Origin of the sequence: Paenibacillus sp. lzh-N1 (genome assembly GCF_002872435.1) — a bacterium.
GTDB classification, from domain to species: domain Bacteria; phylum Bacillota; class Bacilli; order Paenibacillales; family Paenibacillaceae; genus Paenibacillus; species Paenibacillus polymyxa_C.
Genome location: NZ_CP025696.1, coordinates 1,665,730 through 1,684,595, shown reverse-complemented (window position 1 = coordinate 1,684,595; position 18,866 = coordinate 1,665,730). Strand labels below are relative to the sequence as shown.

Genomic DNA, 18,866 nt, shown 5'->3' with positions numbered 1-18,866 from the left:
GGACAATGCGATAGTATTAACAACATAGTTATGCCATGCTAAGAAGAGGATATCCTCTTCTTATTTTGTTTTCAAAAGCAGGGAAAGATAATATATGTTGCTGTGTAGCAGTGGAGGGAAACGAAGATGATCAAGGAAGTGATCGTGGTGGAAGGCCGGGATGATACGGTAGCCATTCGCCGTGCTGTCGAAGCAGATACGATAGAAACTGGCGGTTCAGCCATTAATAAAATGACGCTGCGGAAAATTGCATTGGCGCAGGAACGGCGGGGGGTCATTATTTTAACTGATCCCGATCATGCAGGGGAGCGTATCCGTAAAATTATCGCCTCCAAGGTCCCCGGCTGCAAGCAGGCTTTTATACCTGAGGCAGAGGCGACACGCAAAGGGGATATTGGCGTGGAGAATGCCTCCCCGGAAGCCATCAGACACGCTCTCGCGCGGGTACATACGACAGTGGAAGGCGCCGAACCGCTGATTGAAATGGCGGACCTGATTGACGCTGGACTTATTACTCACCCCAATGCTGCTGCACGCCGTATGGCCTTGGGGAATGTACTGGGTATTGGCTATTGTAACGGAAAGCAGCTACATAAGCGGCTCTCTGTATTTCAGATCAGTCGTGAGGAATTTGCCAGTGCGCTGGCACAAATCGAAAGTGAAGGATTGTGATATCCGTATGACAGGGATTCAAGATATAGCAACACCGCGGCGTACGAAGGAAATTATTCAAAGGCACGGTTTTTCGTTCAAAAAGAGTCTGGGACAAAACTTTCTGATTGATCAAAATATTCTGAGCAAGATCGTAAATGCTGCCGGATTGGATGATACAAAGGGCGCACTTGAGATCGGTCCGGGCATTGGAGCTTTGACCGAGAAGTTGGCGCAATCCGCTAAGGCAGTTACCGCTGTTGAGATTGACCAGCGGCTGTTGCCCATTCTTGAAGAAGTGCTGGCCCCTTACGAGCATGTAAAGGTTCGCCATGGAGACGTGTTAAAGCTGGATTTGCGTGAAGTGTTTGCAGCTGACTTTGCAGACGTGAGCAAAGTGAGTGTCGTCGCTAATCTGCCGTATTACGTCACTACACCGATTCTGATGCGTCTACTGGAGGACAAGCTTCCTTTGGAGAATATCGTCGTTATGATTCAAAAGGAGGTAGCTGAGCGCATGGCTGCGTCTCCTGGTACGAAGGATTACGGCAGCTTAAGCATAGCCGTGCAATATTACAGCGAGCCTGAGTTAGTCTGTACGGTGCCGAATACAGTATTTATTCCTCAGCCGAATGTTGATTCGGCAGTTATTCGGCTGCGTGTACGAGAAGTCCCTCCGGTGGAAGTGGTGGACGAGAAACACTTTTTTGAAGTGGTTCATGCCGCTTTTGCCCAACGTCGTAAAACCATTTCAAATAACCTGAAAAGCCGCTTCTTCACCAAAGAGAACAGGGACACGCTGGAGCCGCTGTTGCAACAAGCTGATATTGAGCCCTCCCGTCGAGGGGAAACGCTGAGTATCGAGGAATTTGCGCGTCTGAGCGCCGTGCTATTGGAGGCTGGTATATCCTAAGTTGGAACCAAACTGTGCATTCACCCATACGATATAGGAGGGGTGATACAGTGTGATGAGTTTAGGAGACTTGGTCGTTCGGAAATCGTACGGCGGTGATGTCACGTTTCGCGTTGAAGACATCCAGCGGGATAAAGCGATCATTAAGGGGACGGAATTTCGGCTACTGGCCGATTCCCCGGTGAACGATCTGGTCAGAGTGCCTGCAGACCAGATTAGCGGTAAGACTCAACAGGCCCACATTAAGGCCGGGGAGTCTCTTAATCTTTTGCAACGGGCACGCCAGCAGCAAGCTGCCCGTAGCCAGGCGGCTCTGATTGGAGAGTGGAGTGATCCGGTAGAGTCGACGTATTTTGAAATGCCAGGAAAGGTTCTTCATCTGGATGGAGATCCCGGCTATTTAAGAAAATGTCTCAGTTTATATGAACAGCTCCGTGTTCCCGCTGAGGGACATCACGTTCACGAATCGGCAATGGCGGATACGTTATATCGACTGCTTCCCCGCATTCGTCCTGATATTGTAGTCATCACCGGACATGATGGTGTGCTGAAGCAGCCGCAACCTTACGATTTGTACAGCTTGAAAAGCTACAAGAATTCACAAAATTTTGTGGCAGCGATTCAGGTAGCCAGACAATATGAGCGTCATCTGGATTCACTGACAATTGTAGCGGGGGCATGCCAGTCCCATTTTGAGGCGCTGCTACGTGCGGGAGCCAATTTTGCCAGCTCCCCAGGGCGTATCCTGATTCACGCTCTGGACCCCGTTTACGTGGCTGCCAAGGCCGCATTTACTTCAATCCGTGATACAGTCAATATGGGAGACTTATTTCATCAGACCATCAGTGGCAGCCGCGGAGTGGGTGGAATTGAAACAAGGGGAAGCTACCGCATCGGTTTGCCGAAGCTTGAAAATTTGTCAACGCTTAAAGTAACGCCTTCAGCGATCTGAAATTCAAATGTGCCCGATAGGATATATCTGAACAAAAGCCTCTTTTTAGAGGCTTTTTGTCATTTTTTATGCATATTATTCCTGTTCGCAAAAAATTAAATTGACAACTTATTTTTCGTGTTGTTATAATATTTAGCTTGATTTGACAATCCCTCTAAAATTCGTTATAATGGACAAGGAAAGAGGTGGTCGTTAGGCAATGGCTAAAAATACGCTGTTGGAAATCAAACGCAGTCTCGACGCACATGTAGGGCAAAAAATTTTGCTGCGGGCTAACGGCGGACGCCGTAAGACCGTCGAACGAACTGGTGTCTTGGAAGAAACGTACCCTTCTGTTTTTATTGTCAAGCTGGATCAGGAGCAACAGACGTTTAAACGTGTCTCCTACAGCTATGCTGACATTCTTACCGAGTCGGTGGAGGTCAGTGTATATGATCCCGACTCCCACACAAGTGTAGTCGAATATTTCGAAACACCTTAATTCTTTTTTACGTGATTTATACCAGCTTTGCAGGTTTAACGGCGACCTCGTCATTTTTAGTGACGGGGTCGTTTTGTATTTACAGAGCAGGATGAAGCATGATATCTCTGCACATACTAAGTCGGGAATGATCTTCCTTATTCCATTGCCGAAGGGGGCGTATGCATGAGCCGAAGAAGACGGAGTGTTATGTCGGAAGAGCTGAAGTATGAACTGGCCAAAGATCTTGGGTTTTACGACACGGTTAAGGAAGAAGGCTGGGGAGGCATTAAAGCCAAGGATGCGGGCAATATGGTCAAGCGGGCCATTCAGCTTGCAGAGCAGGCGGCTTCTCGCAAATCGTAGCCATCGGTGGTGCTGATAAAAAGCGGGGATATCCGGGGTCATACCGGGGCATCTCCGCTTTTTTGAACCTCATGACTTGACAGGCTGAGTCTGATATAATATGTTAAGCTGTCTTGAGGGAAAAGTTGAAGGTGGGTGAACGCCTTGAAAATATATGAAAAAGCACCGGCGAAAATTAATTTAATGCTTGATGTTCTACGTAAGCGGGACGATGGTTATCACGAGGTCGAAATGATTATGACTATGGTCGATCTATCCGACCGATTGACGATGTCCGAGTTACCGCGTGATACCATTATTATTTCAAGCCAAGCCGGGTACATACCGTTAGATGAAAAGAACTTGGCTTTTCAGGCTGCGCGTCTGATCAAAGAACGTTATAACGTGTCTACAGGCGTCCATATCCATCTGGATAAGCATATCCCGGTGGCTGCAGGATTAGCAGGCGGAAGCAGCGATGCTGCCGCAGCATTGCGTGGGCTGAACAAGCTGTGGAAACTTGGTATCTCGGATGCGGAATTAAGGGTACTGGGTGCTGAATTGGGTTCAGACGTACCTTTCTGTATTACAGGGGGCACAGCTTTAGCGAGCGGACGTGGAGAACTGCTTAAACCACTGCCGAATCCGCCACAATGCTGGGTGATCCTCGCCAAGCCGCCGATTAATGTATCGACAGCTGAAGTGTATGGTCGTGTCAAAGCGGATCAGATTACGCACCACCCGTCTGCCCGGCAGATGGAGCAGGCGATTCGTAATGCTTCTTTTACCGATGTATGCAATGCCCTGGGGAATGTACTGGAGGATGTTACATTAAAGCTGTATCCAGAAGTGGAGCATCTTAAAAACTCCATGATCCGTTTAGGAGCTGATGGGGTGCTGATGTCAGGTAGCGGACCTACAGTGTTCGGACTGGTATCGAAGGAAGCCAAAGTGCCACGGATCTATAACGGACTAAGAGGCTTTTGCAAAGATGTTTACGCAGTACGACTTTTGACCTGATTTTAGATATTTTTTTCATATTATAGTGGCAATTGTTGTACAAATACGTACGAAGATGATATATTTACTATTAAATATTCGGATTTTACTACATCACTTACATTCCGCCAGCAACCGGCCAGTCCGCCGGTGCTTTATTGTACGAAGCGGGCGGCAGGAGAATAGATCGCGAGGAATTGTTGTGAAAAAACTTAAAAGAAGCTCACGATTGGTGGAAATGACGCAATTTTTATTGTCACGGCCGCATACATTGGTGCCTCTTACTCATTTTGCAGATCGATACGGGGCAGCTAAGTCGTCGATAAGCGAGGATCTGGCTATTATCAAAGAAGTATTTGAGGACGAGGGTACTGGCGAGCTTCTGACACTGGCGGGAGCGGCAGGGGGCGTCAAGCTGATCCCTAGGCTCTCCAAGCAACATGCGCTTGCGTTTGCGAACGACTTGTGCGCGCAGCTGGAGCAGCCTGATCGCATATTACCGGGAGGGTACCTGTATCTGTCCGATTTGCTGGGCCAACCAGCGATGATGAACGAAGCGGGTAAAATATTTGCGACCGCTTTTGCCGATCGTCAGATTGATGTGGTTATGACCGTGGAGACGAAGGGCATTCCGCTCGCATATGCAACCGGAGCACAGCTTAATTTGCCAGTCGTGCTTGTACGGCGGGACCATCAGGTGACAGAAGGCTCAGCTGTAAGTATAAATTATGTTTCTGGATCACAAAAGAGCCTTCATACGATGTCTTTATCCAGACGTGCAATGCGTGAGAAATCGCGTGTGCTCATTGTAGATGACTTTATGAAGGCTGGCGGCACGATACAAGGAATGGTCGACTTGTTAGCAGAGTTTGATGCTGAGGTAGCTGGTGTCGGTGTGCTGGTAGAGTCGGGCGAGGTGGAGAATGAAGAGCGCCTGTTGCACGATTATATTTCACTGGCAAATCTGACTGCAGTCGATTCTCGAAGCAAGCAAATAACAGTCAAGCTAGGGAATTATTTTGATGAGTTAACGGGGCAGTAAATTGTCACAATTCATCATAAAATACCTAAATATGTCGAAAAGAAATCTTTTCAAAAAAATTACCTGAATTTAGGATACGAATTGTCCAAAAAAAGAAGGAATTCGAAATGCTGTGTGGAATGTATACACCAAGTCCTATTTGGAAAAAGGTGGTGAAACACACATGCAGATTACGGATGCTAGACTCCGCCGAGTGAACTCAGAAGGAAGAATGAAGGCGATTGCATCCATTACAATTGATAACGAGTTTGTTGTCCATGACATCCGAGTTATCGACGGTAATAACGGGATGTTCGTAGCTATGCCAAGCAAACGAACCCCTGACGGAGAGTTTCGCGATATCGCTCACCCGATATCTTCAGGAACCCGTGAAAAGATTCAAGCTGCTGTATTGACTGAGTACGAACGTGCAGCTGTTGATGAAGAAGTTGCTATTGAAGAAGGCGCTTAATTCGCCTAAAGCAGGATTGGGGTATAAAAGAAAAAGAGAGCCACTAACTGTGGCTCTCTTTTCTTTTTGTCTGGAATGAGATATATTCTTTAGTGAGTTAACAGTCAGTTTTAAGGCAACTTGGAGCCATCCGGGCTGCCGAAGCGGCTTTTTCATAAGACAGGGACTAGGCAGCGATGCGTCCCGGGGATGAACGTCCAGCACAAGCTGGCCTGAAAAAATAGCCATTAACCAAAGGTTCGCCGTTATTTTTCAGGAGGATTGTGAAAAGTTAAGCAAAATCTGATCTGGGAATTAACGTTTTAGCCAAGGGGTAACTGTTATTTTCAGGATAGGAGGTTGGACTTGTTGGAAAGGTTGGCAGTCATTCTTGCCGCAGGGCAGGGAAAACGTATGAAATCCAAATTATATAAAGTTCTGCATCCGGTGTGCGGAAAACCGATGGTCGGACATGTGCTCGACACGGTTCGTGAAATCGGTGTGTCCCGAAGTGTAGTCGTCGTGGGTCACGGAGCAGAGGCGGTACAGTCTTATTTGGGACCGTCGGCAGAATATGCGCTTCAGGCAGAGCAGCTGGGAACGGGTCATGCTGTCAAGCAAGCCAAGGACCTGCTCGGCCAGGAACAGGGCACCACAATTGTCATTTGTGGAGATACTCCGTTGATCACAGCGGAAACGCTGGAAGGTTTGGTGCAACTGCACGAAAGCCGCGGAGCGGCAGCAACAATTCTGACCGCTGAGTTGGACAACCCGAAAGGATATGGACGAGTTATCCGTGATACTTCCGGGGCCGTGCTTAAGATCGTGGAACAGAAGGATTGTTCACCTGAGGAAGATGCTGTCTGTGAGATTAACACAGGCACGTATTGCTTTGACAATGCCAAGTTATTTGCAGCGCTGGACAAGGTAACGAACACCAATGCACAGCAGGAATACTACCTGACCGATGTCATTGGTATTTTGCATGGCGAAGGTGAGCAGGTTGAGGCGTATTTGACCAATGACGTGTCGGAATCTATCGGTGTAAACGACAGAGTTGCTTTGTCGGTTGCTGAAGGTTATATGCGCGAGCGTATTGTTCGCAAACATATGCTGAATGGTGTCACCGTCATTGATCCGTCTTCTACCTACATCGGGAGCGATGTTGTCATTGGTTCCGATACAGTATTGTACCCAAATACATGGCTGCATGGTCAAACACAAATCGGAGAAGATTGTGTGATTGGTCCGCAGGCAGAGATCCAGAATACGGTTATCCACTCAGGGGCAACAGTGAAACATTCGGTGTTGAACGAAGCGGAAGTGGGAAGCAGTACATCTGTAGGGCCGTTTGCTTATCTGCGTCCAGGCGCGAAGCTTGGCGAACATGTGAAGATTGGTGATTTTGTAGAGGTGAAAAATGCGACTATTGGAGATCATTCCAAGGTGTCTCATTTGAGCTATGTCGGTGATGCCAAGGTGGGTACAAACGTAAATATTGGCTGCGGGGCAATAACGGTCAATTATGATGGATATAATAAATCCATTACAGAAATTGAAGATGATGCCTTTGTTGGCAGCAATGTGAATCTGATTGCCCCAATTAAGATTGGAAAAGGTGCCTATGTTGTCGCAGGCTCCACTGTAACACATGCTGTCCCTGATAACGATCTGGCCATTGCCAGACCACGTCAAGAGAACAAAGCCGGATATGCGGACAAAATCCGCGCGCGTGCCAAAGCAAAGAAAAAAAGATCGGAATGACCTTAATCAGCAAGCTGTTGAATCTGTAATGAATGAACCAGCACGGAGGGTTTCTATTAATGACTTATTGCGATTCCAAACTCAAAATATTTACTTGTAACTCCAATCCGAAGTTAGCCCACCAGATTGCGGACTACATCGGAATCCCAATGGGGGAATCCCATACCACATCGTTTAGTGACGGTGAAATTCAGGTTAAGCTGTCGGAAAGTGTTCGCGGCTGCCATGTGTATATTGTACAGTCCACTTGTCTGCCAGTTAACGACAACTTGATGGAGTTATTGGTTATGATTGATGCACTTAAACGTGCTTCTGCCAAAAGTATCAATGTTGTTATGCCATATTACGGTTATGCTCGTCAGGATCGTAAGGCTCGTTCACGTGATCCGATTACAGCGAAACTTGTCGCTAACTTGATTGAAAAAGCGGGAGCTCACCGCGTAATCAGTATGGATTTGCATGCGATGCAGATTCAGGGATTCTTTGATATTCCAGTGGATCATATGCTGGGAGCGCCAATTCTGGCCCAATATTTCCGTTCCAAACAAATTGAGAACCCGATTGTTGTTTCACCCGACCATGGTGGGGTTGTTCGCGCGCGCAAGCTGGCGGACTTCCTGAGTGCGCCGCTCGCTATTATTGATAAGCGTCGTCCAGAGCCAAATGTCAGTGAAGTGATGAATATCATCGGGAACATTGAGGGTAAGACGGCTATTTTAATTGATGATATCATTGATACAGCCGGAACGATTGTATTGGGTGCAAATGCGCTTAAAGAAGGCGGCGTAAAAGATGTGTATGCATGTTGCACACATGCCGTGCTGTCTGGTCCTGCGATGGAAAGACTGGAGAATTCGCCATTAAAAGAGGTGGTTGTGACGGATACAATCCCGATCGTTCACCCAAATCCGACAAGCAAGCTGAAGGTACTGTCTGTGGCTCCATTAATGGGAGAAGCCATCATCCGTGTGCATGAAGAATTGTCGATCAGCAAACTGTTTGAAATCGAATAAGCACTGGCTCATTAAAAAAGGGGTTGCTTTTTCCATATGGAAAAGGTAACCCCTATCAGCATGTCAGGCTAAAAGCCTGGCCGAGATATGAATGTGAAGCGTTGACGATTGTATAGTGTGTCCTCGATTTCGACGAAATGCTCATTAAAACGCGCAACGATGCCAATTTGAACATGTACATTCCCGTCATAAATTTGGACAGGAACGGAATGTTTTAAATGATATAGAAAATGGCTGTCATATAAGAGGATATCACCTTGATTGAGCATATCGGCACGCACCTTCCTGTTCACTACAACTATTTTACCAAAAAATCAAGACTTCGAAAGAGGGTGTCAAGGTTAATGAAGTGGATTGTAGGATTGGGCAACCCCGGTCCCCAATACGAGAAAACGAGACATAATGTCGGATTTATGGCCTTAGATGCACTTGCCTCACGCCATAATATCCAGATTACCCAAAGCAAATGTAAGGCGTTGATTGGTGAGGGGCACATTGGTGGCGTGAAAACGGTACTGATTAAGCCTATGACATATATGAATCTCTCAGGCGAGTCTCTACGTGCATATATGGACTACTATAAGGCAGATATGGAAGATCTGATTGTCGTGTACGATGATCTGGATACAGAGGTCGGTAAAATAAGACTGCGTTATCAAGGTAGCGCAGGCGGTCATAATGGCATTAAATCGATCATTCAGCATACAGGGACGCAGTCCTTCAACCGGATTCGTATGGGCATTTCCCGTCCAGAGCCTGGACATGCTATTGTCGATTATGTTCTGGGCACCTTTCCAAAGAAGGAAAAGGAACTATTGACCGGAATGATAGAAGATACGTGCAACGCTTTAGAATACAGCTTGAATCATCCGTTTGAGCGGACGATGGCTGAATTCAACAAGTAAGCTCTGACGCAGGTAGACGGGCTTAAATGGAAGATTGTTGGACATACTGAAAGGTATAGAAAACTTTCAGGAGGCATATACATTACATGGTTGTTAATTATGTATGCAGACATTGTCGAACTTTCTTAGGGCGAATTGACTCCGCTGTAATAACCGAAGAAAGGTTAGGCTTCCATTCCTTGACCCCTGCTGAACGTAGAGATATAATAGCGTATAATTCGGGTGGTGAAGTGACTGTTAAAGTCATTTGCGAGCATTGCAGTCAGGCACTGGAGAATAATCCGGAGCTGAGTCTGCTCGTAAACCCGCTCCAATAACAGGTATTCAACTGGTCTGATGTACCAGCTTGAGAGGTGAAGCGGTAGTTCCGCTTATGGAGCCTTGGCAGCATTGCTGAGGCTTCTTTTTCGGTTTACATGTAACTATTTATAAGCATAAAGGGGTGCCTTTTTTGTTACAAGCACTTATTCAGGCTTTTACGAAGGATGCTGATTATGCATCCATTGCGGCAGGTATATCCTCAGGCATGAAGGAACAGCTGATATCAGGCTTGTCAGGCTCTTCAAGACAGGTACTGATGGCCGCACTTGCTGAAGATACTGGACGACCGTTGATGGTCATGACGCACAATATGTTTGCCGCTCAAAAAATAGCAGATGATTTGCAGGAAGCGCTTTCTCCTGATCAGGTTTTATTGTATCCAGCCAACGAGTTGGTAGCTGCTGAAGCTGCCATATCCAGTCCAGAGACATTATCCCAACGAATTGATGTATTGATACGATGCGCCCAGGGTTTTCGTGGGGTTGTTGTCGTGCCGTTTTCTGGGGTCCGGCGTCTACTACCAATCCCGGAAACATGGCGTGAGGCTCGTGTTGAGCTGAAAGAGGGAGAAACGATTCAGCTGGAAGCATTTTTGCTGCATATGGTTGAGATGGGATACCAGCGTGTAGAACGTGTTGAATCCCGCGGGGAGATGAGTGTACGCGGGGGAATTATCGACTTTTACCCAATGACAACCCGTTGGGGCTATCGTGTGGAGTTGTTTGACGATGAAATTGACTCCATCCGTATGTTTGATCCGCAAGATCAGCGTTCGGTGGAAAAGGTACAGGAAGTTACTGTAACGCCATGTAAGGAAGTTATTGCAAGCCACCAGCGTATGGACCAAGCTGCCGATGCCGCTGCTATGTTGTTGGAGGAACAGCTGGACAAAATGACAGATCGTCAGGCTAAGCAGCATCTGAAAGAGGAAATTCATCGTGAAATTGAGCTGTTGCGGGAGCATGTGTATTTTGACGAAATCTATAAATATATCTCCCTGCTATATCCTGAACGTAAAACCTTGGCTGATTATATGCCGGCAGATACGATTCTGATCATTGATGAACCAGCACGGATGCTAGAAACAGCCAGGCAGCTAGAGCGGGATGAGTCTGAGTGGAATCTGCATTTGCTTCAAAACGGTAAAACTCTACCACAACTGGAGCTATCGGATAACTCGGATAATCTGCTGTATAATCGGAGATTTCAAACCCTGTTCCTGTCGATCTTCCTTCGCCAGGTTCCGCATACGCAGCCGCAAAATATTTTGAACTTCATTTGCCGGGGCATGCAGGATTTCCACGGTCAAATGAATGTACTCAAGGCAGAGATGGATCGTTGGCGCAAGGCAGGCACACAGGTTATGATGCTGGCGAGTGGAGATGAACGTCTGGATCGGATGCGGCGAGTGCTTCAAGACTACGGTATTGATGAGCCGACTATGGCGATTGGTAATCTGCAAAGCGGTTTTGAGATGCCGTCTATTCATCTGGCGGTGATTACCGAGGGTGAGATGTTCTCCCAGAAGCAGCGGAAAGCACGTAAGCAGGGCCGACATGTAGACAATGCAGAGCGGATTAAGAGCTATAGCGAGCTGAAGGTGGGCGACTATGTCGTACACCAAAATCACGGAATCGGGAAGTATATGGGAATCGGTACGCTGGAGGTTGGCGGTATCCATAAGGATTACATGCATATCCTCTATGCAGGCGGAGATAAGCTGTCTGTACCGATTGAACAAATTGATCTGATTCAGAAGTATGTGGGCTCAGAGGACAAGGAGCCCAAAATTTACAAACTGGGCGGCAATGAGTGGACACGTGTTAAAAGTAAGGTGCGCAGCTCGGTTCAGGACATCGCAGATGACCTGATCAAGCTATATGCGGAAAGACAGTCAGCACCAGGCTTTGCTTTTGAAAAGGATTCGCCGGAGCAACAGGAATTTGAGGATATGTTCCCGTATGATGAGACACGTGACCAGGTTCGGGCTATTGAAGAAATTAAGAAGGACATGGAGCAGAGTCGTCCAATGGATCGTTTGCTGTGCGGTGACGTAGGCTACGGCAAGACTGAGGTGGCTATTCGTGCTGCTTTTAAGTCTGCTATTGAGGGCAAACAAGTGGCTGTGCTGGTACCGACGACGATTTTGGCGCAACAGCACTATGAGACATTCCGTGAGCGCTTTTCTGGGTATCCGTTCAATATTCAGGTATTGAGCCGTTTCCGCTCGCGCAAAGAGCAGAATGAGACGACCAAGGGAGTTCGACAAGGTACGGTTGATATTGTCATTGGTACTCACCGTCTACTTTCACAGGATCTGGTGTTTAAAGATCTGGGGCTGCTTATTGTCGATGAGGAGCAACGTTTTGGTGTCACGCACAAAGAAAAGCTGAAAAAACTGAAAACGAATGTAGATGTGTTGACGCTAACGGCTACACCTATTCCGCGTACGCTGCATATGTCCATGCTGGGTGTACGTGATTTGTCAGTCATTGAGACGCCACCGGAAAATCGTTTTCCAGTGCAAACTTATGTCGTTGAGCATAGCCAGACTCTAGTTCGTGAGGCCATTGAACGCGAGATGGCACGCGGAGGGCAGGTTTATTACCTGTATAATCGCGTGCAGGGTATTCAGGAGATGGCTGCCGAGATCAATGCACTTGTCCCAGACGCCAAGGTGGGCGTAGGCCACGGACAGATGTCTGAAACGGAACTGGAGAAAACCATTTTGGATTTCCTGGATGGTGAATATGATGTACTGGTTAGCACGAGCATTATCGAAACCGGTGTGGATATTCCCAATGTGAATACACTCATTGTGCATGATGCCGATAAAATGGGGCTCTCCCAGCTTTATCAGCTGCGTGGGCGTGTAGGTCGTTCCAACCGGATTGCCTATGCTTATTTCACGTACCAGCGAGATAAGGTGCTTACAGAGGTAGCGGAGAAGCGACTTCAGTCTATCAAAGAATTTACGGAGTTGGGCTCCGGGTTCAAGATTGCAATGCGTGATTTGTCCATCCGCGGAGCGGGTAACTTACTTGGCGCCGAGCAGCACGGATTCATCGCATCCGTCGGTTTTGATCTTTACTCACAAATGCTGGCTGAGGAAATCAATAAACGTAAAGTCAGTGTGCTTGGAGAAGAGGATCAATCCAACCGGAATTGGAGTACATCGATTGATTTGAGCGTCGATGCTTACCTGCCGGGAGACTATATTTATGACAGCATTCAGAAGATTGAGATTTATAAAAAGGTTGCGGCAGTCAGTACCTTTGACGAGGCTTCCGAGCTGGAGGACGAACTGGTCGACCGGTTTGGCGATCTGCCAGAGGCAGTGCGTCATTTGCTGGCCGTGGCCCGTCTCAAGGTGTATGGACGGATGTATGGCATCGAGTCCATTGTTCAACGGGATGACAATATGGTGTTGAAATTTCACGAGGGGCGCCAGCAGGCGCTGCAGACTGCCAAACTTGCCGAGATTGGCAATCGCTTTGAAAGACGTGTACAATTTGAACAGGGTACTTCTATGAGCGTACGCATAAAGGGTAAAGGTCTAAATGATGCACAACTGCTAGAACTGCTGGAGCAATTTTTGAGTGCATTGAAAGAAGCATTCACATTGAAGGAGGAACTGCAAAATGTCACAACTAAATAAAAGAAAACCTTGGAGAATGCTCTCCTTGGGCATGGCAGCGTTGCTAGCTATATCGGTGCTCGCAGCATGTACGAAGCAAGCGGATGAGAATAAGGTCAAGGATGAGCCGAAAGACAACAGCAAGGTTGTCGTGACCTATAAGGGTGGAACGATTACCGAAAATGAGTTCAACCAAGAAATCAGCATGATGAAATTTCTGTACCCAGAGTATGAGGCTGCTTTAGCTTCTGATCAGGTACGTGAGCAAATTGTAAAGCAGGAAGTAGTGTACAAGCTTTTGGCAGCCAAAGCGGACGACAAAGCCAAGGAAGAGGGCGCCAAACAAGGAAACGAGCAGTTGGAGCAGTATAAAAAGTCGGTCGGAGAAGATAAGTTTAAGACATTTCTAAGTGATCAGAAGCTGACCGAACAAGGTGTGAAAGATTACTTCACGCGTGTAATGACGGTAATCAACAGCGAAACCAATAAAGTAACGGATGATCAGCTGAAACAGGAATTTGAAAAAAATAAAGATCAGTTCACGACAGCAACTGTACGTCATGTATTGATTAATTTTGAAGATCCAAAAACAAAGAAACAGCGTACAAAAGAGGCTACTCTCAAGCTGGCCAAAGAGGTAAAGGCAAAATTGGATGGTGGAGCGGATTTTGCAACGATTGCTAAGAAGTATTCGGAAGACCCAGGTTCCGCATCTAATGGCGGGCTGTATGAGAATGCATCTGTAGCGCAATGGGTACCTGCTTTTAAAGAGGCTGCCGAGACTCAACCAATTAACAAAATTGGTGAACCCGTGGAAACAGAATACGGATATCACGTGATCAAAGTGGAGTCCCGCAATGAGCCGACATTTGATAAATTGAAGGACAACGAAAAGGCTGCCCTGAAAAATAAACTAGCTGGGGAAAGTATCCAAAACTTTACCGAAAATGATTTGACGAAGCTTGATTTGAAAATCAATCTGCCTAAGGCACCTGCTACGCAAGAGAAAAGTGGTGCAACGTCCGGTGCGGGCAGCACAACTACGCCGAGCGGAACAACAAGCGGTACGGGCGATAGCAAAGCTGGAACAGCTAAAGATGGAGCTGCAAACGAAGGTAAATAACTGAACATGCATAAGGAATTGGGAACAGATGAATACTATGGTCAGATATCACCATAAACACCATGAACGCGACGTTCTTCGTGACCGCTTCTGGGGGAGTGGAAGCGTCTTTCGATACCGTCAGTAGTTTACTAAATTCTTCTTGAGAAAGTGGGGCAACATGTGAAATGAAAGCTACTGGTATAGTTCGCCGTATTGATGATCTTGGGCGGGTAGTTATTCCAAAGGAGATTCGCCGCACCTTGAGAATTCGTGAAGGAGATCCGCTTGAGATTTTTGTGGATCGTGACGGAGAAGTCATTTTGAAAAAGTATTCACCTATTGGTGAACTTGGTGATTTCGCCAAAGAGTATGCTGAGTCCCTGTTTGAAAGTACTGGCCATATTACGATGATTACCGATCGTGACACCATTATTACGGTGGCTGGAGGCTCGAAAAAAGAGTTTCTGGACAAGCAAATCGGTAGCATTATTGAAGGTAGCATGGATAATCGCAAGACTGTGCTGGAGACAGCCAGCGGCTCTTACGAGCTGACGCGAGACCACGAAGAAACACTCTCGTCCTTTGTGACGGCTCCCATTGTTTCGGGTGGTGATCCCATTGGTTCTGTTATATTGTTGAACAAGGATGAAAATGTAAAAATGTCCGAAATGGAGGTCAAGATGGCTGAAACAGCCGCTGGCTTCCTGGGCAAACAAATGGAACAGTAACACCCCGTTTCACCCCTGTGTGACGTACAGAATGGCTAAAGCCGTTCAACGTTGTACAGGGATTTTTTTCTTTCCGGAAGAAGAGACGGTATAATAGGACTCGTAAAAATGCTAATTCCAGGTGGGAGTGGAGACGGAGAATGCAGGAAAATCGCGCCGCTTCGCGGCTGCTACGAGGCGCTGTCATCTTAACACTGGCAGCTGTAGCAAGCAAGCTGATCGGCACATTGCAAAAAATCCCGCTGCAAAATATTGGCGGCGACGGCGTGTTTGGCATTTATAATACGGTTTATCCTTTTTATACGCTGTTCATTACCATTGCAGCTGCTGGATTCCCGGCGGCTGTATCCAAATTTGTAGCTGAGTATGAGGCTGTGGGAAACCAGGCAGCGGGGCAACGTGTTGCCCGAATATCTTCGCTTGTACTAGGCATATTCGGATTGACTCTGGGGCTGCTGATGTATACGTGTGCGCCACTAATCGGCCAGTGGATCGACAATGCTCACGTCATTCCATCGGTGAGGGCGGCGGCGATTGCCTTCTTGTTCGTGCCGATTATGGCGGGATTGAGGGGCTATTTTCAAGGCTTGCAAAATATGATTCCGACGGCTGTCTCCCAAGTGACGGAGCAGGCGATAAGGGTAAGCGTGATGATCATATTGTTGCTGTTCATGCTGTCACAAGGAGCAGGGGCGGATATGATTGCCGCCGGAGCAGTGTTTGGTTCAGCAGCAGGCGGAGCAGCGGGCCTGGTGATCATGCTGCTGTATTGGCGAGGTCACAGAAAGAGACTTAGGCGGCAAGAGACGGTCGTGACAACAGTGCAGGCACAGACTGGTGAGCTTCACCCAGCGGAAAGCAGTGGTGCTTTGCTAAAGGCCCTGCTACGTTATGCTCTGCCTGTTTGCCTTGGAGCGCTAGCCGTTCCGTTAATAAACCTGGTAGATACATTTACCGTCCCTCGCCTGTTAAAGCAGGAGGGCTTGGATGATACGGCGGTTATGGTGGCCTTCGGCGTGTATAACCGGGGGCTTCCGCTAGTACAGCTGGTCATGATGTTTGCCACCACATTGTCGGCATTGTTCATACCCTCGCTGGCTGAGGCACGGGTGACCGGAGGTACGGAGCTGGCACGTCGTCAGTGCGAGCAATCGCTGCGCTGGTTTTGGCTGCTGGGACTAGCCGCTGCGACAGGTCTGATCGTGCTGGCCGTGCCCGTCAATGTGATGCTGTATGCAGACGACACTGGCAGCACGGTTATGCGCTGGATGGCGCTGACCGCCGTAGGCGGCACGCTCAGCATCATCTCGGCTGCGCTGTTGCAAGGGCTTGGCGCGGTTCGTGCGCCAGCCCTGGCTATGCTCGCGGCCGCTGCGGCCAAGGCGCTGCTAAACTGGCTGCTCGTGCCGCAGCTCGGCACGGCAGGCGCCGCCATTGCGGGGGCTGTCGCCTATCTGCTGGCGGCTGTGATCAACATCGCGCTGCTGGCCCGCTTGGTGGGGCTGCGCGGGAGCTGGTCCGCCAGTGTGCTCAAACCGGCGGCATTGCTTGTCGCCTTGGCTGGTGCAGCCGGGGCGGCGATGTGGGGCACCAGTGCTGTGCTGGGTGCCCTGGGCTGGGCGGCCGGAGGTCGTGCCACGGCAGCGGCGGAGAGCCTGCTGGGTGTAGCGGCAGGCTCCGTGGTGTTCGTGATCGGCCTTGCACGCCTGAGGTTGATCACGGAAGCCGAGCTTGTGGCAGTGCCCAAGCTCGGACGCCCGCTGGCAGCTGTGCTGCGCAGACTGCGTGTACTGGCTTAGCCCGGGGTTATACGGCTTGCCGCGTGAAAGCTGCACAAGCCATTTTATGAGCCTATACCACTTTGTGGTATAGTAAATGCCAAAGCAAAGGAAGCGGAAGCTGGGCTATGCCGGGTGTTTTTTTGGAGCATGCATCCTGCTTTTGCGGAACGGAGGATTGAATATGAGCGTAACATTAACGATCGTAGGTCTGGGCTCGGGAGATCCCGATCAGCTTACGATAGGGATATTGAACAAAATGCGGGGCGCTTCAGCGCTCTATCTGCGAACCAAGGAACATCCGGCGGTTCGAGTGCTGGATGAGTTTGAGGTGGCTTTTGAGTCGTTTGATGCGGTATATGAGACAAAGGATTCTTTTCCAGAGGTATATGAGGAAATTACCAGTCAACTGATGGAAAAGGCTGCTAAGGCGGCAGACGGGAGCGAAATCGTCTATGCAGTTCCCGGTCACCCGATGGTGGCGGAAGCAGCGGTGCAGTTGCTCAAGGAGCGTTGTCCTGCGCAAGGGATTGAACTAAACATCTTGGGTGGAGAAAGTTTTCTGGATGAGGCTTTTGTGCGTCTTGGTTTTGATCCGATTGAGGGTTTTCAGCTGCTAGATGCAGGTACACTGGATGCCAGCTGGCTCCAGCCTCAGTTGCATACGCTGATCGGACAGGTATATGACACCTTTACGGCTTCCGATGTGAAGCTATGTTTGATGGAGCGGTATCCTGACGATTATGAGGTGTATGTCGGCCACGCGCTTGGGGTAGAAGGTGAGGAAGCAGTCCACAAGGTGCCGCTGTACGAGCTGGATCGAGTAGAGGGCTATGGGAACCTATCCTTGGTATACATACCTCGTAGTGAAGATGAGGCCCTGAAACGGCGTTCTTTTGACCGTCTACATGAGATTGTCGATATTTTGCGCAGTCCGGAAGGCTGTCCATGGGATCGTGAACAGACACATCAATCGATCCGCAAAAATCTGATCGAGGAAACGTATGAGGTCATTGAAACCATAGATGAGGATGATCCTGAGCATATGAAGGAAGAGCTTGGCGATCTGTTGTTGCAAATTTTGCTGCATGCCCAAATGGAGGAGGAAGTCGGAACCTTCAATGTGTATGATGTGATCCAGGGACTGAACGATAAGCTTATTTTCCGTCATCCGCATGTATTCGGTGACAATCAAGCCAATGATGCGGAAGAGGCGCTGCAAAATTGGGAACAGATGAAGGCAGAGGAAAAACGGCTAAAAGGTACGGCGGCAGCCAATCCTTCCGTACTGGATGGGGTTCCCCGTGATCTGCCTGCTCTTATGAAATCGTATAAGCTCCAGAAGAAGGCAGCTAAAGTAGGCTTTAACTGGGATAGCATTGAAGGCGTATTTGATAAATTGGACGAAGAAGTGGCTGAGTTGAAGGAAGCGGTTCGTGAAGGGCATTCCATGGAAGCTCAGTTGCTGGAGTTGGGGGATGTTCTATTTGTTGCCGTGAATGCGGCCCGGTTCATGGATGTAGATCCGGAGGAGGCGCTGTCAGCCACTAATCGCAAATTTGTAAGCCGCTTCCAGTATATTGAGCAGAAACTACGCGAGCAGGGGCGTCGCCCTGAGGACAGCAGTGTAGATGAAATGGAGACCTACTGGCAGGAAGCGAAAAAGCTTCTTGACAGAGATTGATTCCATAGATTTGATCTTTGGCTGTATTGGACAGTAAAATGAGTCATATGCAGGGTTGAAAATACGCCCGGCTTGAGCAGACTTGCCAATGGGCAGAGTTTTGTAGTAGGATGTTGGCTTAACTGGGGTCGAATAAAAA

18 protein-coding genes are annotated in these 18,866 nt (G+C 48.3%); 17 read left to right on the top strand and 1 reads right to left on the bottom strand.

Going from position 1 to position 18,866, the window contains the following annotated elements; genetic code table 11:
• Positions 1 to 126: 126 nt before the first annotated feature.
• From rnmV to C0638_RS07560, 10 genes are all read left to right on the top strand, one after another.
• Positions 127 to 672, top strand: coding sequence for a ribonuclease M5 (rnmV, locus tag C0638_RS07605; RefSeq protein WP_013368669.1), 546 nt, complete (start codon positions 127 to 129; stop codon positions 670 to 672).
• A 7-nt stretch (positions 673 to 679) separates the two neighbouring features.
• Positions 680 to 1,564, top strand: a complete 885-nt coding sequence (rsmA, locus tag C0638_RS07600) for a 16S rRNA (adenine(1518)-N(6)/adenine(1519)-N(6))-dimethyltransferase RsmA (RefSeq protein ID WP_013368670.1) — start codon at positions 680 to 682, stop codon at positions 1,562 to 1,564.
• A gap of 55 nt (positions 1,565 to 1,619) precedes the next feature.
• Positions 1,620 to 2,516 (top strand): sporulation peptidase YabG, encoded by an 897-nt coding sequence (yabG, locus tag C0638_RS07595; protein WP_014599339.1) that lies wholly within the window; start codon positions 1,620 to 1,622, stop codon positions 2,514 to 2,516.
• A 199-nt stretch (positions 2,517 to 2,715) separates the two neighbouring features.
• Positions 2,716 to 2,997 carry a biofilm formation stimulator Veg gene (gene veg / locus C0638_RS07590; RefSeq protein WP_013308120.1) on the top strand — a complete coding sequence of 94 codons (282 nt, stop codon included), beginning with the start codon at positions 2,716 to 2,718 and terminating at the stop codon, positions 2,995 to 2,997.
• A 165-nt stretch (positions 2,998 to 3,162) separates the two neighbouring features.
• Positions 3,163 to 3,342 (top strand): small, acid-soluble spore protein, alpha/beta type, encoded by a 180-nt coding sequence (locus C0638_RS07585; RefSeq protein WP_007428013.1) that lies wholly within the window; start codon positions 3,163 to 3,165, stop codon positions 3,340 to 3,342.
• A gap of 144 nt (positions 3,343 to 3,486) precedes the next feature.
• The gene (gene ispE, locus C0638_RS07580) at positions 3,487 to 4,341 is read left to right on the top strand and encodes a 4-(cytidine 5'-diphospho)-2-C-methyl-D-erythritol kinase (protein WP_025676573.1); all 855 of its coding nucleotides are present in this window, start codon (positions 3,487 to 3,489) and stop codon (positions 4,339 to 4,341) included.
• A 181-nt stretch (positions 4,342 to 4,522) separates the two neighbouring features.
• Complete coding sequence (gene purR / locus C0638_RS07575; RefSeq protein ID WP_013368673.1) at positions 4,523 to 5,362, top strand: pur operon repressor; 840 nt, start codon at positions 4,523 to 4,525, stop codon at positions 5,360 to 5,362.
• A 163-nt stretch (positions 5,363 to 5,525) separates the two neighbouring features.
• Positions 5,526 to 5,813 (top strand): septation regulator SpoVG, encoded by a 288-nt coding sequence (gene spoVG / locus C0638_RS07570; RefSeq protein ID WP_102163856.1) that lies wholly within the window; start codon positions 5,526 to 5,528, stop codon positions 5,811 to 5,813.
• A 345-nt stretch (positions 5,814 to 6,158) separates the two neighbouring features.
• On the top strand, positions 6,159 to 7,556 hold the full coding sequence (gene glmU / locus C0638_RS07565) for a bifunctional UDP-N-acetylglucosamine diphosphorylase/glucosamine-1-phosphate N-acetyltransferase GlmU (protein WP_081317932.1): 1,398 nt from the start codon (positions 6,159 to 6,161) through the stop codon (positions 7,554 to 7,556).
• A gap of 59 nt (positions 7,557 to 7,615) precedes the next feature.
• On the top strand, positions 7,616 to 8,569 hold the full coding sequence (locus C0638_RS07560) for a ribose-phosphate diphosphokinase (RefSeq protein ID WP_013308125.1): 954 nt from the start codon (positions 7,616 to 7,618) through the stop codon (positions 8,567 to 8,569).
• Positions 8,570 to 8,637: 68 nt separating this feature from the next.
• On the opposite strand, the gene C0638_RS26030 is transcribed toward C0638_RS07560, so the two are convergent.
• Entirely contained in the window at positions 8,638 to 8,838 is a 201-nt protein-coding gene (locus C0638_RS26030; protein ID WP_013368676.1) for a hypothetical protein, read from the bottom strand.
• Positions 8,839 to 8,913: 75 nt separating this feature from the next.
• On the opposite strand from C0638_RS26030, the gene pth reads away from it, so the two are divergent.
• The 7 genes from pth to mazG all read left to right on the top strand — a co-directional run bounded on the left by pth (position 8,914) and on the right by mazG (position 18,727).
• On the top strand, positions 8,914 to 9,474 hold the full coding sequence (gene pth / locus C0638_RS07550; protein WP_016818918.1) for an aminoacyl-tRNA hydrolase: 561 nt from the start codon (positions 8,914 to 8,916) through the stop codon (positions 9,472 to 9,474).
• Positions 9,475 to 9,560: 86 nt separating this feature from the next.
• Positions 9,561 to 9,791 carry an anti-sigma-F factor Fin gene (locus C0638_RS07545; RefSeq protein WP_014599341.1) on the top strand — a complete coding sequence of 77 codons (231 nt, stop codon included), beginning with the start codon at positions 9,561 to 9,563 and terminating at the stop codon, positions 9,789 to 9,791.
• Between the two features lie 134 nt (positions 9,792 to 9,925).
• On the top strand, positions 9,926 to 13,453 hold the full coding sequence (mfd, locus tag C0638_RS07540) for a transcription-repair coupling factor (protein WP_013368679.1): 3,528 nt from the start codon (positions 9,926 to 9,928) through the stop codon (positions 13,451 to 13,453).
• A complete protein-coding gene (locus tag C0638_RS07535) occupies positions 13,437 to 14,555 on the top strand; it encodes a peptidylprolyl isomerase (RefSeq protein ID WP_017427061.1) in 1,119 nt (372 codons plus the stop codon). The genes mfd and C0638_RS07535 overlap by 17 nt, the downstream gene beginning before the upstream one ends.
• Before the next feature lie 167 nt (positions 14,556 to 14,722).
• Complete coding sequence (spoVT, locus tag C0638_RS07530) at positions 14,723 to 15,265, top strand: stage V sporulation protein T (RefSeq protein WP_013368681.1); 543 nt, start codon at positions 14,723 to 14,725, stop codon at positions 15,263 to 15,265.
• Between the two features lie 140 nt (positions 15,266 to 15,405).
• Entirely contained in the window at positions 15,406 to 17,064 is a 1,659-nt protein-coding gene (locus tag C0638_RS07525) for a putative polysaccharide biosynthesis protein (protein WP_058710673.1), read from the top strand.
• 163 nt (positions 17,065 to 17,227) lie between these two features.
• Positions 17,228 to 18,727, top strand: a complete 1,500-nt coding sequence (gene mazG, locus C0638_RS07520; RefSeq protein ID WP_102163412.1) for a bifunctional methyltransferase/pyrophosphohydrolase YabN — start codon at positions 17,228 to 17,230, stop codon at positions 18,725 to 18,727.
• Positions 18,728 to 18,866: the final 139 nt, after the last annotated feature.

What these genes read in the sequence shown, in the direction of transcription:
- rnmV (WP_013368669.1), top strand. Translation starts at nt 127, where the DNA reads ATGATCAAGGAAGTGATCGTGGTGGAAGGCCGGGATGATACGGTAGCC.
- rsmA (WP_013368670.1), top strand. Translation starts at nt 680, where the DNA reads ATGACAGGGATTCAAGATATAGCAACACCGCGGCGTACGAAGGAAATT.
- yabG (WP_014599339.1), top strand. Translation starts at nt 1,620, where the DNA reads ATGAGTTTAGGAGACTTGGTCGTTCGGAAATCGTACGGCGGTGATGTC.
- veg (WP_013308120.1), top strand. Translation starts at nt 2,716, where the DNA reads ATGGCTAAAAATACGCTGTTGGAAATCAAACGCAGTCTCGACGCACAT.
- C0638_RS07585 (WP_007428013.1), top strand. Translation starts at nt 3,163, where the DNA reads ATGAGCCGAAGAAGACGGAGTGTTATGTCGGAAGAGCTGAAGTATGAA.
- spoVG (WP_102163856.1), top strand. Translation starts at nt 5,526, where the DNA reads ATGCAGATTACGGATGCTAGACTCCGCCGAGTGAACTCAGAAGGAAGA.
- C0638_RS07560 (WP_013308125.1), top strand. Translation starts at nt 7,616, where the DNA reads ATGACTTATTGCGATTCCAAACTCAAAATATTTACTTGTAACTCCAAT.
- C0638_RS26030 (WP_013368676.1), bottom strand. Translation starts at nt 8,838, where the DNA reads ATGCTCAATCAAGGTGATATCCTCTTATATGACAGCCATTTTCTATAT.
- pth (WP_016818918.1), top strand. Translation starts at nt 8,914, where the DNA reads ATGAAGTGGATTGTAGGATTGGGCAACCCCGGTCCCCAATACGAGAAA.
- C0638_RS07545 (WP_014599341.1), top strand. Translation starts at nt 9,561, where the DNA reads ATGGTTGTTAATTATGTATGCAGACATTGTCGAACTTTCTTAGGGCGA.
- C0638_RS07535 (WP_017427061.1), top strand. Translation starts at nt 13,437, where the DNA reads ATGTCACAACTAAATAAAAGAAAACCTTGGAGAATGCTCTCCTTGGGC.
- spoVT (WP_013368681.1), top strand. Translation starts at nt 14,723, where the DNA reads ATGAAAGCTACTGGTATAGTTCGCCGTATTGATGATCTTGGGCGGGTA.
- C0638_RS07525 (WP_058710673.1), top strand. Translation starts at nt 15,406, where the DNA reads ATGCAGGAAAATCGCGCCGCTTCGCGGCTGCTACGAGGCGCTGTCATC.
- mazG (WP_102163412.1), top strand. Translation starts at nt 17,228, where the DNA reads ATGAGCGTAACATTAACGATCGTAGGTCTGGGCTCGGGAGATCCCGAT.